The organism is Corynebacterium sp. CMW7794, from assembly GCF_001563605.1.
Classification (GTDB): Bacteria; Actinomycetota; Actinomycetes; order Mycobacteriales; family Mycobacteriaceae; genus Corynebacterium; species Corynebacterium phoceense.
The window spans coordinates 178961-192068 of the sequence record NZ_KQ961714.1; the positions used below are offsets into that span (position 1 = coordinate 178961).

Annotated in this window: 14 protein-coding genes; 3 read left to right on the plus strand and 11 right to left on the minus strand. The window is 66.2% G+C overall.

Translation table 11 applies throughout. The features are described from left to right. The first annotated feature begins 86 nt into the window (after nucleotides 1-86). Nucleotides 87-1319 (plus strand): DUF418 domain-containing protein, encoded by a 1233-nt coding sequence (locus HMPREF3227_RS02495; protein WP_230384090.1) that lies wholly within the window; start codon nucleotides 87-89, stop codon nucleotides 1317-1319. Here HMPREF3227_RS02495 and HMPREF3227_RS02500 read toward each other — a convergent pair. The 4 genes from HMPREF3227_RS02500 to HMPREF3227_RS02510 all read right to left on the minus strand — a co-directional run bounded on the left by HMPREF3227_RS02500 (nucleotide 1297) and on the right by HMPREF3227_RS02510 (nucleotide 6145). Then, entirely contained in the window at nucleotides 1297-2022 is a 726-nt protein-coding gene (locus HMPREF3227_RS02500) for a hypothetical protein (protein ID WP_066509926.1), read from the minus strand. The genes HMPREF3227_RS02495 and HMPREF3227_RS02500 overlap by 23 nt on opposite strands. Before the next feature lie 243 nt (nucleotides 2023-2265). Further along, nucleotides 2266-2538 carry a hypothetical protein gene (locus tag HMPREF3227_RS12745; RefSeq protein WP_197418392.1) on the minus strand — a complete coding sequence of 91 codons (273 nt, stop codon included), beginning with the start codon at nucleotides 2536-2538 and terminating at the stop codon, nucleotides 2266-2268. Between the two features lie 33 nt (nucleotides 2539-2571). Beyond that, complete coding sequence (gene topA, locus HMPREF3227_RS02505; protein WP_066509928.1) at nucleotides 2572-5532, minus strand: type I DNA topoisomerase; 2961 nt, start codon at nucleotides 5530-5532, stop codon at nucleotides 2572-2574. A 124-nt stretch (nucleotides 5533-5656) separates the two neighbouring features. After that, nucleotides 5657-6145 (minus strand): trypsin-like serine protease, encoded by a 489-nt coding sequence (locus HMPREF3227_RS02510; RefSeq protein ID WP_181734564.1) that lies wholly within the window; start codon nucleotides 6143-6145, stop codon nucleotides 5657-5659. Here HMPREF3227_RS02510 and HMPREF3227_RS02515 point away from each other — a divergent pair. Then, nucleotides 6129-6758, plus strand: a complete 630-nt coding sequence (locus HMPREF3227_RS02515) for a DedA family protein (protein ID WP_066489423.1) — start codon at nucleotides 6129-6131, stop codon at nucleotides 6756-6758. The two genes, HMPREF3227_RS02510 and HMPREF3227_RS02515, sit on opposite strands and share 17 nt — an antisense overlap. A gap of 50 nt (nucleotides 6759-6808) precedes the next feature. Here HMPREF3227_RS02515 and HMPREF3227_RS02520 read toward each other — a convergent pair whose 3' ends face one another. Continuing rightward, on the minus strand, nucleotides 6809-7012 hold the full coding sequence (locus tag HMPREF3227_RS02520) for a transcription antiterminator/RNA stability regulator CspE (RefSeq protein WP_066489419.1): 204 nt from the start codon (nucleotides 7010-7012) through the stop codon (nucleotides 6809-6811). Nucleotides 7013-7214: 202 nt separating this feature from the next. On the opposite strand from HMPREF3227_RS02520, the gene HMPREF3227_RS02525 reads away from it, so the two are divergent. Then, nucleotides 7215-9620 carry a DEAD/DEAH box helicase gene (locus tag HMPREF3227_RS02525; protein WP_066489416.1) on the plus strand — a complete coding sequence of 802 codons (2406 nt, stop codon included), beginning with the start codon at nucleotides 7215-7217 and terminating at the stop codon, nucleotides 9618-9620. 15 nt (nucleotides 9621-9635) lie between these two features. Here HMPREF3227_RS02525 and HMPREF3227_RS02530 read toward each other — a convergent pair whose 3' ends face one another. The 6 genes from HMPREF3227_RS02530 to HMPREF3227_RS02555 are packed head-to-tail and all read right to left on the minus strand — an operon-like array spanning nucleotide 9636 to nucleotide 13051. Next, nucleotides 9636-9965: an Rv3654c family TadE-like protein gene (locus HMPREF3227_RS02530; protein WP_066489413.1), complete on the minus strand. Its 330-nt coding sequence runs from the start codon at nucleotides 9963-9965 to the stop codon at nucleotides 9636-9638. Next, nucleotides 9962-10294, minus strand: a complete 333-nt coding sequence (locus tag HMPREF3227_RS02535; RefSeq protein ID WP_066489411.1) for a hypothetical protein — start codon at nucleotides 10292-10294, stop codon at nucleotides 9962-9964. Before HMPREF3227_RS02535 ends, HMPREF3227_RS02530 begins: the two co-directional genes overlap by 4 nt. Beyond that, complete coding sequence (locus HMPREF3227_RS02540) at nucleotides 10294-10509, minus strand: DUF4244 domain-containing protein (RefSeq protein ID WP_066489406.1); 216 nt, start codon at nucleotides 10507-10509, stop codon at nucleotides 10294-10296. Before HMPREF3227_RS02540 ends, HMPREF3227_RS02535 begins: the two co-directional genes overlap by 1 nt. A 45-nt stretch (nucleotides 10510-10554) precedes the next feature. After that, nucleotides 10555-11118 (minus strand): type II secretion system F family protein, encoded by a 564-nt coding sequence (locus HMPREF3227_RS02545; protein WP_070539261.1) that lies wholly within the window; start codon nucleotides 11116-11118, stop codon nucleotides 10555-10557. Continuing rightward, nucleotides 11115-11891 (minus strand): type II secretion system F family protein, encoded by a 777-nt coding sequence (locus HMPREF3227_RS02550; RefSeq protein ID WP_066489398.1) that lies wholly within the window; start codon nucleotides 11889-11891, stop codon nucleotides 11115-11117. The genes HMPREF3227_RS02545 and HMPREF3227_RS02550 overlap by 4 nt, the downstream gene beginning before the upstream one ends. Next, entirely contained in the window at nucleotides 11888-13051 is a 1164-nt protein-coding gene (locus tag HMPREF3227_RS02555) for a TadA family conjugal transfer-associated ATPase (protein WP_066490359.1), read from the minus strand. The genes HMPREF3227_RS02550 and HMPREF3227_RS02555 overlap by 4 nt, the downstream gene beginning before the upstream one ends. Nucleotides 13052-13108 lie beyond the last annotated feature (57 nt).

Genomic DNA, 13108 nt, shown 5'->3' on the forward strand with positions numbered 1-13108 from the left:
ATCCCCGCCGCACTCGACCATTTTCTACCGTTTTGGCAAGCCGCATGCCACGACAGTTCCCCACTAATTAGGTATGCTTAACGGCCATGAGTGCCGATAACCAGCCTGCCGATACCCCCACTCGCCCACCCCGCATGCTCGTCCCCGACGTCGCACGCGGACTCGCTTTGCTGGGCATTGCGCTCGCCAACGCACCCACGGCGTGGTTCCTCGATGACGACACGACGGAGCGCGCCGACTACTTTGGCGGCGCCGTCTCTAGCGCGGATGACGCCGCAGTCCTCTTCACAGCGGTGACTTCTCACGTGCGCGGGCTGCCCATGTTCTCCACGCTGTTGGGCTTTGGCGTGGGCCTTATCGTCATGAGCCTGTGGCGCCGCGGCTTTCCCGTGGGGCGCACGCGCGCGGTGGTCGTGCGCCGCTACGCCTTCCTCGCGCTCTTCGGTGCCCTCCACGGCATCGTCCTCTTCCATGGCGACATCATGTTCTTCTACGGTGTGGCCGGCATTGTGCTCGGTTTGATCTTCACGTGGACCGATAAGGTGCTCATGAGGGTCGCGTTAGGCATGCTGTGCTTCTGGACGCTCATGGGAGTGAGCATGTCCATCGGCGCGTTCTTTGAACCGGAAGCACTGGCGTTCGGCGGCGGCGCCTATACGCCTGCGGATACCTATCCCGCGATGCTCCTCAACAACCTGTCGTACTTCGCCTTCCAAGCCCTGTCCACCCCGTTCTTCCTCATCCAGCTCTTCCCGGTGATGATCATCGGCTTCGTGTGGGCGCGCCGCGGCACGCTCAGCGACGTCGCCGCGCACCGCCGTGAGCTTCTCATCTGGGCTGGCGTGGGCGTGGTCATCGCCGTGGGCATCGGCCTGCCCTGGGGCCTCAGCGCGCTCGGCATCGTCCCGGCAGACATGGAGCCGTTCTTTATGTTCCTCAACAATGCACTGGGCGTTTTCACCGGCCCCGGCATCCTGGCTGCCCTCGCGCTTCTCATCGACGGCGTCCAGCGCCGCGTGTGGGACGGCGCCGCCGCACCCGCCTGGTTGTCCATCCCCGCAGCGCTGGGCAAGCGCTCCATGAGCGGCTACCTCGTGCAGTCCCTCCTCTTCTTCATCGTCGCCAGCCCCTTCCTCTTCGGGCTCGACCTAGACGCCTTCGGCATGTCGATCATCGCCTTCTTCATCTGGGTCGCCACACTCGTGGGTGCCGCCGTACTCGAGGCGCTGGGCAAGCAGGGCCCCTTCGAGCACCTGCACCGCCGCCTGTCCTACGGTCCGACGGGCCGCGCGGAGCTTAGCGCGCCAGGCCGCGCATAAGCAGTAGCTTTCCGATGCCCCGCGTGGCGACCTCTGCCGCGCCCGCCACGCGCCAGGTCTTCTTGTCATTCCGCTCGCGCCACGCACGCAAGAAAGTGAGCGCCTCCGAGGCTGCGAGCAGATTGGCACCGTGGCTCAGCCCCGCGGCGGCCGGGCTTTGTGCGCGCAGCATTCCGTCATTCGCGAGCGCGACGAGCACCGCCGTGGACAGCGCCCCCACGCCCGTGGCGGTGCGCAGCGGGCCATCACTCACTGCTGCCTTGGACAAGCCAATTGCAGCAACGAGGCCACCCATGACGTAGCTCGCGGCGTCCCCGCGCGCGCCGCGCTGGCGCAGAGAGTTCGCATACGCGAGCTGACTGCTCACCACGCCGGCCGCGCCCCACGTCGTGGGATGGGCGAGGGAACGGTTCTTTTCTTCAACGCCGAGGCTCGCGGCCAATCCCGCGGCGACGATCTCCGGGTGGCGCTGCGGGTCCCCGTAGGCGGCGCCCACGGCGGCTGGCATGACGACCTCGATGGCACGCGTCCAGCGCCAGTCAAAGAGGCGGCCCCACGCGGGCAGCTCGATGGCGGCAAGTGCCGCGATCTTAGCGGGGCTGGTGAGAGCCTCCTCGAGCGCCGCGATGAGCGCTGCGACGCCCTCGTTGTTGCGGGCCCACAGGTCGGCCAGGACGGAGGAATTGGTGTTCTTCACGGTCATGACCGCCAGCCTACCGCGCAGCCACGACATGAGAGAGTGGGTCACCGCGGCACCGGTCGAAGACGCCAGCTGCGCGAAGAATTCAGAAGTATCTAGAAGTATCTAGAGGAATTTAGTTTTTTAGATAGTGCTAGATACTTCTAGATACTTTGAAATTCCGCAGGTCAAAGCGCCAGGATGAGAGCTCGCGAAGGACACGCGCGGGCACGCCGCCCACGACGGTATTCGCAGGGACGTCCTTGGTTACGACGGCGCGGGCGGCGATGACGGCGTTCTCGCCCACATGGATGTTCTTGCCAAAGTCGGCGGGAAGATGGTGAGCGAATCCGGAGCCGGGCGGCCGGTGAACTCGCCAAAGAGGGCGCGAACCTCCTCGGGCGCGTGAGAGCGGGAGTTGAGTTCCGCGCACACGCGCAGCGACTCTTGCGCCGCGACGTGCTGGAACTGCGCCTCGGGGCTACCAGCCGCGACGGGGCGGCCAGCGTCATCGTGGGCGAGAAAATCCTGTAATTCCATGACCTCCCAGACCACCCCGGCTAAGGTGACGGCTTACTTGGCAGCCTTGGTCGTCTTCTTCGTCGACTTTTTGGTTGCCTTCGAGGTCTTCTTGGTCGACTTCTTCGCAGCCTTGGAGGTCTTCTTGGCACCCTTCTTCGCCGCCTTCTTGCCAGCCTTCTTCGTGCCGCCGGCAGCTTCCTTAGCACGACGCTCGGAAAGTAGCTCGTTGGCGCGGGCATCCGTGAGCTTTTCCGGATCGTCGCCGCGGCGCAGCGAGGCGTTCGTCGTGCCATCGGTGACGTACGGGCCAAAGCGGCCGTCCTTGACGGTCATCGGCTTGCCGGACACATCGTTGTTACCCAGCTGCTTGAGTGGCGGCTGCGCGGCTTGGCGGCCACGACGCTTGGGCTCGGCGTAGATGCGGCGGGCCTCGTCGAGGGTGATGGTAAACAGCTGCTCCTCGTTCGCGAGCGAGCGGGAGTCGTTGCCCTTCTTCAGGTACGGACCGTAGCGGCCGTTCTGCGCGGTGATGACCTCGCCGTCGTCGTCCGTGCCCACCTCGCGCGGCAGGCTGAGCAGCTTGAGGGCTTCCTCGAGGGTGACGCTGGCGGGCTCCATGGAGCTAAAGAGCGAGGCCGTGCCCGGCTTGAGTTTGTCGTCGATGTACTCGGCGACGCGCTTTTCTTTCTGCTTGGCGGCGGTCTTCGTCTCCCAGTTCTTGGCGCGCTTGCCCTCGGCGGCACGCTGAGCGTCCTCCTCAGCGCGCTCTTTGGCGACGATCTCCTCGGCTTCCTTCTCCGCGATGGCACGCTCGTCCTCGCGGACAACCTCGGTGACGTACGGGCCGAAGCGACCTTCCTTCGCCACGATCATGCGACCGTTGGCAGGGTTGGTGCCCAGCTCGCGGCCGCCCTGCGGCGTCGCGAAGAGCTTCTCAGCGAATTCCTCGGTGAGCTCGTCCGGGGTGACGGTCTCCGAGAGGTTCGCGCGCTGGTACTCGATGGTGCCGTCCGGGTTCGTGCCCACGGCGCGCTCGATATAGGGACCGTAGCGGCCGACGCGAACGAAGACGTCGCGACCCTCAGAGTCCGTGTAGAGCTTGAGCGAGTTCACCTGGCGGGCGTCAATGGCCTCAAGGTTAACGTCGATAAGCGACTTGAGGCCGCCGTGGCGCGCGATGGACGCGGCCTTTTCCTTGCTCGCCTCGGCGTTACCGAAGTAGAAACCGTTAAGCCACTCGGTGCGATCCTCGTTACCTGCGGCGATGGCGTCGAGCTCGTCCTCCATGGAGGACGTGAAGTCGTAGTCGACGAGCTCGCCAAAGTTGTTTTCCATCAGGCCGATGACGGCGAAGGCGACCCAGGACGGCACGAGCGCGTTGCCGCGCGAGAGCACGTAGCCGCGGTCCTGGATGGTCTTGATGATCGACGCATACGTCGACGGGCGGCCGATGCCCAATTCTTCCATCTTCTTCACCAGGCTGGCCTCGGTGTAGCGCGCCGGCGGATTGGTGGAGTGGCCGTCCGCGGTGACTTCCTTGGCACGGAGCTGGTCGCCCTCGTTCAAGTGCGGGAGGCGAGCCTCAGGCTCCTTGCCGCCCTTGCCCTTGCCATCCTTGGGCTTGGAGGGGGCATCGGCAAGCGCTTCGTACGCCTTGAGGAAGCCCGGGAAGGTGATGGTGCGGCCGGTGGCGGAGAACTCGACCTCTTCGCCAGTGGTCGATAGACCACTGATGGTGACCTTCATGGACGTGCCCTTGGCATCGGCCATCTGGCAGGCGACGGTGCGCTTCCAGATGAGGTCGTACAGCTTGAACTCCTCGGCGTCGAGCTGGCCCGCGAGCTGGCCCGGGGTCGCGAAATTCTCGCCGGCGGGGCGGATGGCCTCGTGGGCCTCCTGGGAGTTCTTCACCTTGCGGTCGTAGACACGCGGGGAATCCGCGACGTACTCAGCGCCGTAGATGCTCGAGGCCGCCGAACGTGCGGCGTTGAGGCCCTGCTGGGACAGCGCCGTGGAGTCGGTACGCATATAGGTAATGTGACCGTTCTCGTAGAGGCGCTGTGCGATGCGCATGGTGCGCTCCGAGGTGAAGTGCAGGCGGCGGCCGGCCTCCTGCTGGAGCGTCGAGGTCATAAACGGCGCATACGGCTTGCGGGTGTACGGCTTGTGCTCGACGTTGGCGACGTTCATGGTGCCGCCTTCAAGGCCCGCGGCGAGTTTTTCCGCCAGGGCCTTGTCCACGACGGTGACGTCGTCCGTCTTGAGCTGGCCACGATCGTCGAAGTCGCGGCCGAGCGCGACGCGGCGCCCTTCGACGGAGGTGAGGCGTGCCTCGAACTCCGTGGTGTCGCCGGACAGCGCGGCGAGCTTGGCGCCCAGGTCCCAATAGTCGGCGGAGATGAACGCCATGCGCTCGCGCTCACGCTCGACGATGACGCGGGTCGCAACGGACTGGACGCGGCCGGCGGACAGGCGCGGCATGACCTTCTTCCACAGCACCGGAGAGACCTCGTAGCCGTAGAGACGGTCAAGAATACGGCGGGTTTCCTGCGCGTCGATGAGGTTGACGTCTAGGTCACGGGTATTTTCCGCGGCTTCGAGGATGGCGGACTTGGTGATCTCGTTGAAGACCATGCGGCGCACCGGCACCTTGGGCTTGAGCACCTCGAGCAGGTGCCACGCGATGGCCTCGCCCTCGCGGTCCGGGTCTGTTGCGAGGTAGAGCTGGTCGCACTGCTTGAGCTTGGACTTAAGGTCCGCGACCTTCTTCTTCTTGTCTGGGGAGATGACGTAGAGCGGCGTGAAGTTGTCCTCGGGGTTGACGCCAAGGCGGGCCCAGGACTCTTTCTTATAGGCAGCCGGAACGTCGGCGGCACCGCGGGGAAGATCGCGGATGTGTCCGACGGAGGCCTCGACGATGTAGTGGTCGCCGAGATAAGGCTGAATCTTCTTCGCCTTCGTCGCCGACTCCACAATCACCAAGGTCTTTCCCTGGCCAGCTCCTGTTGCCACTTGTTGTTCATCCCTTTCGCTCGGACGCGCCGCCTTCTCCGTATGAAAAATCTTTAACAGTTTCCACCGAGAAAGGTCAATGGTTCCTTAGCGTACACATTTTCATAGCCGTGCAAACAATAGATCAAACAATACTGTATCTATTGGGTGCGCCACACTGTCCAACTGGACGCTCCCGCTCCCCTCCTAGGGGGAGAGTCCGAGCAACGAGAACCCGCCGCTCGGCACCGCGGACGCCGGTGGCTTCGGTGCCGCAGCATTTCCAGCCGTGCGCACCGGTGGCGGTGTTCTGGAAGCAGTGGCGCGCGGTGAGCACCCACCGATCGTTGAGGAGAGAACCGGTGCACGCCGCGCGCCCCGGGTAGCGCGTGGCACCCAGGAGGACCTGGGAGGTGGCCGAGTACATGGCCGGCGCGTTATGTCTCACCCCGCCCCGGGCGTCAAGCCCCGACGCGGCACCCAGCACGGCTGCCGACACGGCGCTTACCTGTACGGCGCTTACCTGCGCGAGAACGCCCGCGCGTGTGGCGCGTGTATTCTGCTGGGATAGGTCACGCGGCACTCGGCCGGCGTAGAAGCAGACGTAAAGGAGCGACATGGTCGACGCAGTCATGGGGTGGATTGAAACCCTCATGCTCACCGAGTGGATCTATCCCATCGTCGGCTCCATGATCTTCCTCGACTGTTTCATTCCCGTCATGCCCTCCGAGGTCCCGCTCAACATGGTGGGCGCGTGGGCCGGCTCGCAGGGCGTGCCGCACATCCCGACCATGTTCTTCGTCGCGGTGGGCTGCGCCATGCTGGGCGATAACCTCTGTTACGCCTTGGGCGGGCGGCTCATGCCACTCATCAACCGCGCGCAGAAGGGCTCCAAGCCTTATGAGGCGCTCCAGTGGGCTAAGCGCAATATGCGCCGCGGTGCCGGTGCCGCCATCATCATCGCGCGTTTTATCCCCTCGGCCCGCCTGTTTATGACGATCTTCCTCGGCGCCATGCGCTACTCGTGGCCGATGTTCTTCTTCTTCGACACCATCGGCGTCATGCTCTGGGCCGCCCAGGCGCTGGCCGTGGGCTACCTCGGCGGCGTCCTCTTCGGAGGCAATCCCGCCATCGCCATGATCATCTCCATCATCGCCGCCTTCGCCTTGGGCTGGGCGCTACAGAAGGCCCAGAATTCCATCGCCAACTGGTGGGACACGCGCCGTGGCTTCGCGGAGACGCCCTAAACGACAACAACCGCCCTCCCCGAAGGGAAGGCGGTTGTTGTCAAAGAGTCTTAGAGCGCGGTGACGTTCTGAGCCTGCGGGCCCTTCTGGCCCTCGCCCACCTCGAACTCAACCTTCTGGTTCTCTTCGAGGGAGCGGAAGCCCTTGCCCTGGATCTCGGAGTAGTGGACGAAGACGTCAGCAGAGCCGTCGTCCGGCGCGATGAAGCCAAAGCCCTTCTCTGCGTTGAACCACTTTACAGTTCCCTGTGCCATAATATTTTCCTTCTTTCGGAATGGGTGAAACCGGTCGACGCCGAACTCCCGAATTCCGGGTGCTCGCCTTTGTGAAGCCTTTTACCTGCGAGCACTTATTACAACACTGCACTTAAAGGGGCGTCAGCCTTATGCCCTAGTGTGCCAGGTTATGGGCTACAGCGATAGGCTAAGGGAAGATTAATGGACAAAAGGGGGTGGCATGACGGCTTCTAACCCGCTCGGTGACGAGCTCATGGCCCTGCTCACAGCACGTTTTCCCGAATCCGAGGCTACCCACGTCGAAACTCTGCCGCCGCGAGAATCACAGCATGCGGCCTGGCCCAGCTGGGTCCTTCCGGCGCTCCGAGCAAAGCTTGTCGATGCCTCCATTTCCGCACCGTATGCTCACCAAGCTCAGCTTGCCGATGCCGCCTGGGCCGGCCGCGATGCCGTCATCGCCACTGGCACATCCTCGGGCAAGTCCCTGGGCTACCAGCTCCCCATCTTGACGCGCTTAGCGGAGGATTCCACGACCTGCGCGCTCTACCTCACGCCCACCAAGGCGCTGGGCTCAGACCAGCTCCATGCCGTGATGAACCTCGTCCAGGGCATCCCGGAGCTGCGCGGCGTGGCACCCGCGCCCTATGACGGGGATACCCCGCAGGAGGCCCGCGCTGGCATTCGCGACCACTCGCGGTTTATCTTTACGAACCCGGACATGCTCCACATGTCCCTGCTCGCCGCGCACCAACGCTGGGCGCGCGTGCTGCGCCATCTCGAGTTCATCGTCATCGACGAATGCCACTCCTACCGCGGGGTCTTCGGCGCGAATGTCGCGCTCGTGCTCCGCCGTCTGCTGCGACTGTGCGAGCACTACGGTGCGCACCCCGTCGTGTTGCTCGCTTCGGCGACGATGAAGGACCCGGCGCGCCACGCCGCGCGCCTTACGGGGCGTCCCGCCGCGGACTTCGTGGAGGTCACCGAGGACGGTGCGCCCACGGGCGCACGCACCGTCGCGCTCTGGGAGCCGGGGTTCGTTGAGGGCGCCGAGGGCCAGAACGGCGCACCCGTGCGCCGCGCCGCGACGACGGAGGCGGCCGGAATCATGGCCACACTCATCGCGGAAGGCGCGCGCACGCTCACCTTCGTGCGCTCGCGACGCAACGCGGAGATGGTCTCGTTGCGCACGCAGGAGGAACTCTCCGGACGCCTGGGCCGGCCGGACTTCGCACAGCGCATCGCCGCCTACCGCGCGGGCTACCTGGCCGAAGACCGCCGCGCGTTGGAAAAGTCCCTCGACGATGGCTCGCTGCTGGGCGTGGCGACGACGTCGGCGCTCGAGTTGGGCATCGACGTGGGCGGCCTCGATGCCGTCGTCACCGCGGGCTTCCCGGGCACGGTGGCGAGTTTTTGGCAGCAGGCCGGCCGCGCCGGACGCCGCGGCCAGGGCTCCCTCGTGGTCCTCGTCGCGCGCGATGAGCCGATGGATACCTACCTCGTCCACCACCCAGAGGCGCTGCTCGGACGCCCCGTGGAGGCGAGCGTCTTCAATCCTGAGAATCCGTATATCCTCTACGGCCACGTCTACTGCGCGGCCATCGAAAAGCCTCTCCAACCCGCGGATATCGAGGCGTGGGGCGCAGAGGGCGTTGTCCGCGCGCTCGAAGCCGACGGGCTCATTCGCCGCCGCGAGCGCGGCTGGTTCGCCGTACCCTTGCCGGCCGGATCCTCGCCGGTGACCCCGGAGAACGCCCACGCGCAGGTCTCGCTGCGCGGCGGCTCAGGCGAGGAAGTCATGATCGTCGACCACACCACGGGCCGGTTGCTCGGCACCATCGACGCCGCCCGCGCCGCTGGCCAGGTCCATCCCGGCGCGGTCTACTTGCACCTGGGAGAGTCCTACGTGGTCGACGAACTCGACTTCGGCAATTACGTGGCGCTCGTGCATCCGGAGATCCCGAATTACACGACGCAGCCGCGCTCGACGACGGATATCCGGATTCTCTCGCAGGCCGATGGTCTCGTGAATTACTCACCTGGCCTGTGGGTCGCCAACCTCGAGGTCGAGGTCACCGATGCCGTGACCGGCTATCAGGTGCGTTTCCCCGATGGAACGGTGGGCGACGACATCCCGCTCGACATGCCGGAGCAGACCCTGCGCACGCGCGCAGTGGCCTACACCATCGATCCGCTGGTGCTCGCGGAGCTGGGTATCAACGCCGCCGCCATCCCCGGCACGCTGCACGCGGCGGAGCACGCCGCCATTGGTCTGCTGCCGCTCATCGCGACGTGCGACCGCTGGGACATCGGCGGCGTGTCCACGGCACTGCACATGGACACGCAGCTGCCCACGGTCTTCGTCTACGACGGCCACCCCGGCGGCGCGGGCTTCGCGGATGAGGGCTTCCGCCGCTTCCCCGAGTGGATCGAGGCCACCTACGAGGCCGTGCGCTCCTGCCCGTGCGAGTCCGGCTGTCCCTCGTGCGTCCAGTCGCCCAAGTGCGGCAACGGCAACAACCCGCTCGATAAGGCGGGCGCCATCGAGCTGCTTGGTGCCTTGGTCGCCATGACAGCCAACGGGCCTGTCGAGCCCGAGCCGGTCGATGAGGCACCGCCTGAGGACTAGCCGCGAGGCCGGGTTTTAGAGCGGCCCGGCACGAGCACGCGCCTCGGAGCCGCGCACGGTCGCGGTGAGCACGACGTCCGCGCCCTCCACTGCGCACACGGCAATCCTCGCGCCGTTGCGCTCGGCGATATCCGCGGCGACCGCGCAGCCATCCTCGCCGCGATAGACGGCAAAGGCCCCGGCCACCGCAGCGACATCGGCGGCGACCTGGGCCTCATGACGTGCAACGACGACGGAGGCGAGGCCCGCCACGGTGAGCAGCAGACCCGTGAGCGCCGCGATGACGCCCGCCGTAACGACGCTCGCTGAGCCGCGATCGTCCGCCAGGATGTCGCGCCACTTCACGGCGCCTCCTGTGGGAAGACCGCGGTGGCGCTCACCTCGCCCAGCGGCGCCGGGATGGTGGCCGTGACTGTCATGAATCCACCCGCTTCCGAGGTCGCGATGGTGCCCCGCGTTGGCTCGAATTCCAGCCCGATGGCCACCGAACGCGCGGCTGCGCCAGCGGTGTCCACGGCGGCGAGATACGAGCCCAGCGTGGCGATGGCACCGACGAGGGCGATGAGCACGATGACCAGGCTCGACATGCCGAGAGCGGCCTCGACGCTCACCGAGCCACGGTCACTCGTGAGCAGCGCTGCGAGGCGGATCTTCACACGGTCACGGCGTGCCATTAGCCGGGGGTGTTGCTCAGGGCATCGGTGAGGATGGATTCGAACGCCTCGCTCACCCCGCCATTATTAATGACGAGGTAGAGCACCCCGGCGAGTGCTGCCGCGGCGACTGACCCCATGGCATATTCGATGGTCGACATTCCCTGGTCGTTGCCAAGCAGAGCGCGCACGCGGCGGTGTACTGCCTGACGGATTCGGACGTGATGGTTCAACATGATGGATTCCTTATTCGATGAGTTGGTGTGTGATGGGTTGGTTGTTTAGAGCATCTGCGCGCTGAGACTCACCACGATGGGCACGAGCCCCAGCACGATAAAAGCGGGTAAGAAACACAGCGCGAGCGGGAGGGAGATGAGCACTCCGGCGCGCTCGGCGCGAGCGGTGGCGGCATCGGCGGCATCGGCACGCAATGCCGCCGCCAGCCGCGTGCATCCTGGTACGATGGATGCACCTGAGTTCTGCGACATGACCACGAGCCCCGCCAGCTCCTCGAGCCCCGGGACGGCACGCAGCGGTTCCCATGCGCGCGCCGCCGGAACGCCCAGGCCCAGGCGGGCTGCCGTCGCTGTCCATGCGGATCGCGCGGCAGGGTGTGCCACGGTGGCGACCGCAGCCGCGGCCCCGGCTGGGCCCAACCCGGCGCGCAGGCACGCCGCGAAGAGTTCGATGTCGAAGGCCGCCCCGATATGGTCAGGTGTCGGTTGCGAAGCGAAGCGCCGTATCCACGCCGGGCCATCTCGTGGTCGCTTGGGGTTAGACCGCGCGGCATCCTCGACGGTGAGCGCCAAAGCCGCGGCAGCGAGGAGGATAAAGCTCAGCGTCATGACGCCGCCTTCCGCAGGAGTGTGCGCGACCAGATAAAGCCGCCACATACGAGGGCCACGCCGACGACGAGGAGGATGCCGCCGAGCCCACCGCCGAGAAGGAACCCCAAGGGATTGGCACCCATGACAACGCCCATGCCGATGCCCGCGAGCGGCAGACACGTGAGCACCACCGCGGTGGACTGCGGTCCCTGGAGTTGCGCCGTCGTCGCAGCAGCATGGCGGCGCCGAGCATCGAGGCGTTGTTGGGCGCGCTCTGCTAGCTCCGCGAGCGGGATGCCGTGGCGCTCCCCCAGCTCGACGAGATCCGCAAACTCGGTCACTGGACCGTCCTTGTCTTCCCCGGCGCGCAGCGACTGGGAGACGGTGCCGCCCCGCACAGCGACATAGCCTGCGGTGCGCAACACGCGGCGAAGAGCACCGGCGGTCTCGGGCAACCGATCTGCTGCGTGGACGAGCGCGAAAGGAAAGCTGCTCCCTGCGCGCAGCTCTGCCGTGACAGTGCCCAGGTAGCCCGCCATGGTCTCTTCCGTCCGCCGCTGCGCGCGGGTCCGCACGATATCGCGGACGACCCAGGCGGTAGTCGCACCGGCCATGAGCAGAGCAGCGACGATGCTCAGCCGGCCGAGTGCCACAGCCAGTCCCACCATGCCTACTGTCGCCGGAATGAGGACGAGCCGCAGGCTGCGTGTAGGGTGCGCGCCGGGACGCTCAGCCGTTCCCGGCGCGCCCACTGCGACGGCCGCGGCAGCACACAACAACGCGATAGTCATGGCGCCTCCTTGTGCGCGCCGTCCACGAGGCGAAGGAAATCCTCGAAGCCCGGCTGCGGTCCCTCGGAAGAACTCCACACCACCTGGGCGGTGACAGGATTGCCGGTGAGCAGCCCAATCTGCGCGATCTCCCGTACCCCGTCCGCGCGACGATGCATAGCCAGCACCACGTGGACGGCGGCGGCGAGCTGGGAGTGCAAGCCCACGCGGTCGAGACCACCCAGCGCAGCGAGAGCTTCCATGCGCGCCGGGACCTCGTGGAGCGAGTTGGCATGCAAGGTGCCGGCGCCGCCATCGTGCCCCGTGTTGAGGGCCGCGAGCAGGTCAACAACCTCGGCGCCGCGAATCTCACCGACCACGATACGGTCGGGTCGCATGCGCAGCGCCTGCCTGAGCAGCAGCGACATGGAAATTTCACCGCGCCCTTCCGCGTTGGCGCGCCGGGCTACAAGGCTCACCACATGCGGATGCTGCGGCGCAAGTTCCGTCGTGTCCTCAATGATGAGCACGCGTTCGGTCGCCGGAGCTTGTGCGAGCAGCGCGGAAAGCAGCGTGGTCTTACCCGAGCCTGTGCCGCCGATGACGAGAAAAGACACACGGGCGGCGACGAGCTCGCGGAGGTGCACCGCAATGTCGCTGGGCACAGCGCCGCGCTCGACGAGCGAGTCGAGGCTCACCTGAGCCTGGCGTAGAACGCGCAGGCTCAGATGCGGGCCGCCCACCGCTGGTGGCGACAGCAACGCGTGGATGCGCACCATCGTGCCGTCGGGGCGAGGAAGCCGGCCATCGGCGCACGGCTGTGCATCATCGAGGCGCGCACCCGCCGCGATGGCCAACCGCGTAGCGAGGCGCCGGAGCTCTTCTTCGTCGGAAAAGCGCACGGAGCTGAGCTCTAACCCGGAACCGCGGTCGATAAAGACGCGCTCAGGCCCATTGACCACAACGTCAGTGACCGCTGGCTGCGCGAGCAGCGGCTCGAGGACACCGAGCCCTGCAGTGTCGTGCCGGAGCGTTCGGAGAATATCGAGCAGATCGACGTCCGAGATAACTCCTGCCTCGGCGCGCACGCGGCGGGCGAGCGCGGCAGCATCGTGCGCAAGGTCTGGTTCAGCCGCGAGGATGTGCTGGAGGCGCTCCGACAACTCGGAAGGGGTCGTTATCTGGCCGTGGCCGCTCGCGGTCTCCGCTCCGACCGACCCCGCGCGCTGGGTCCATGT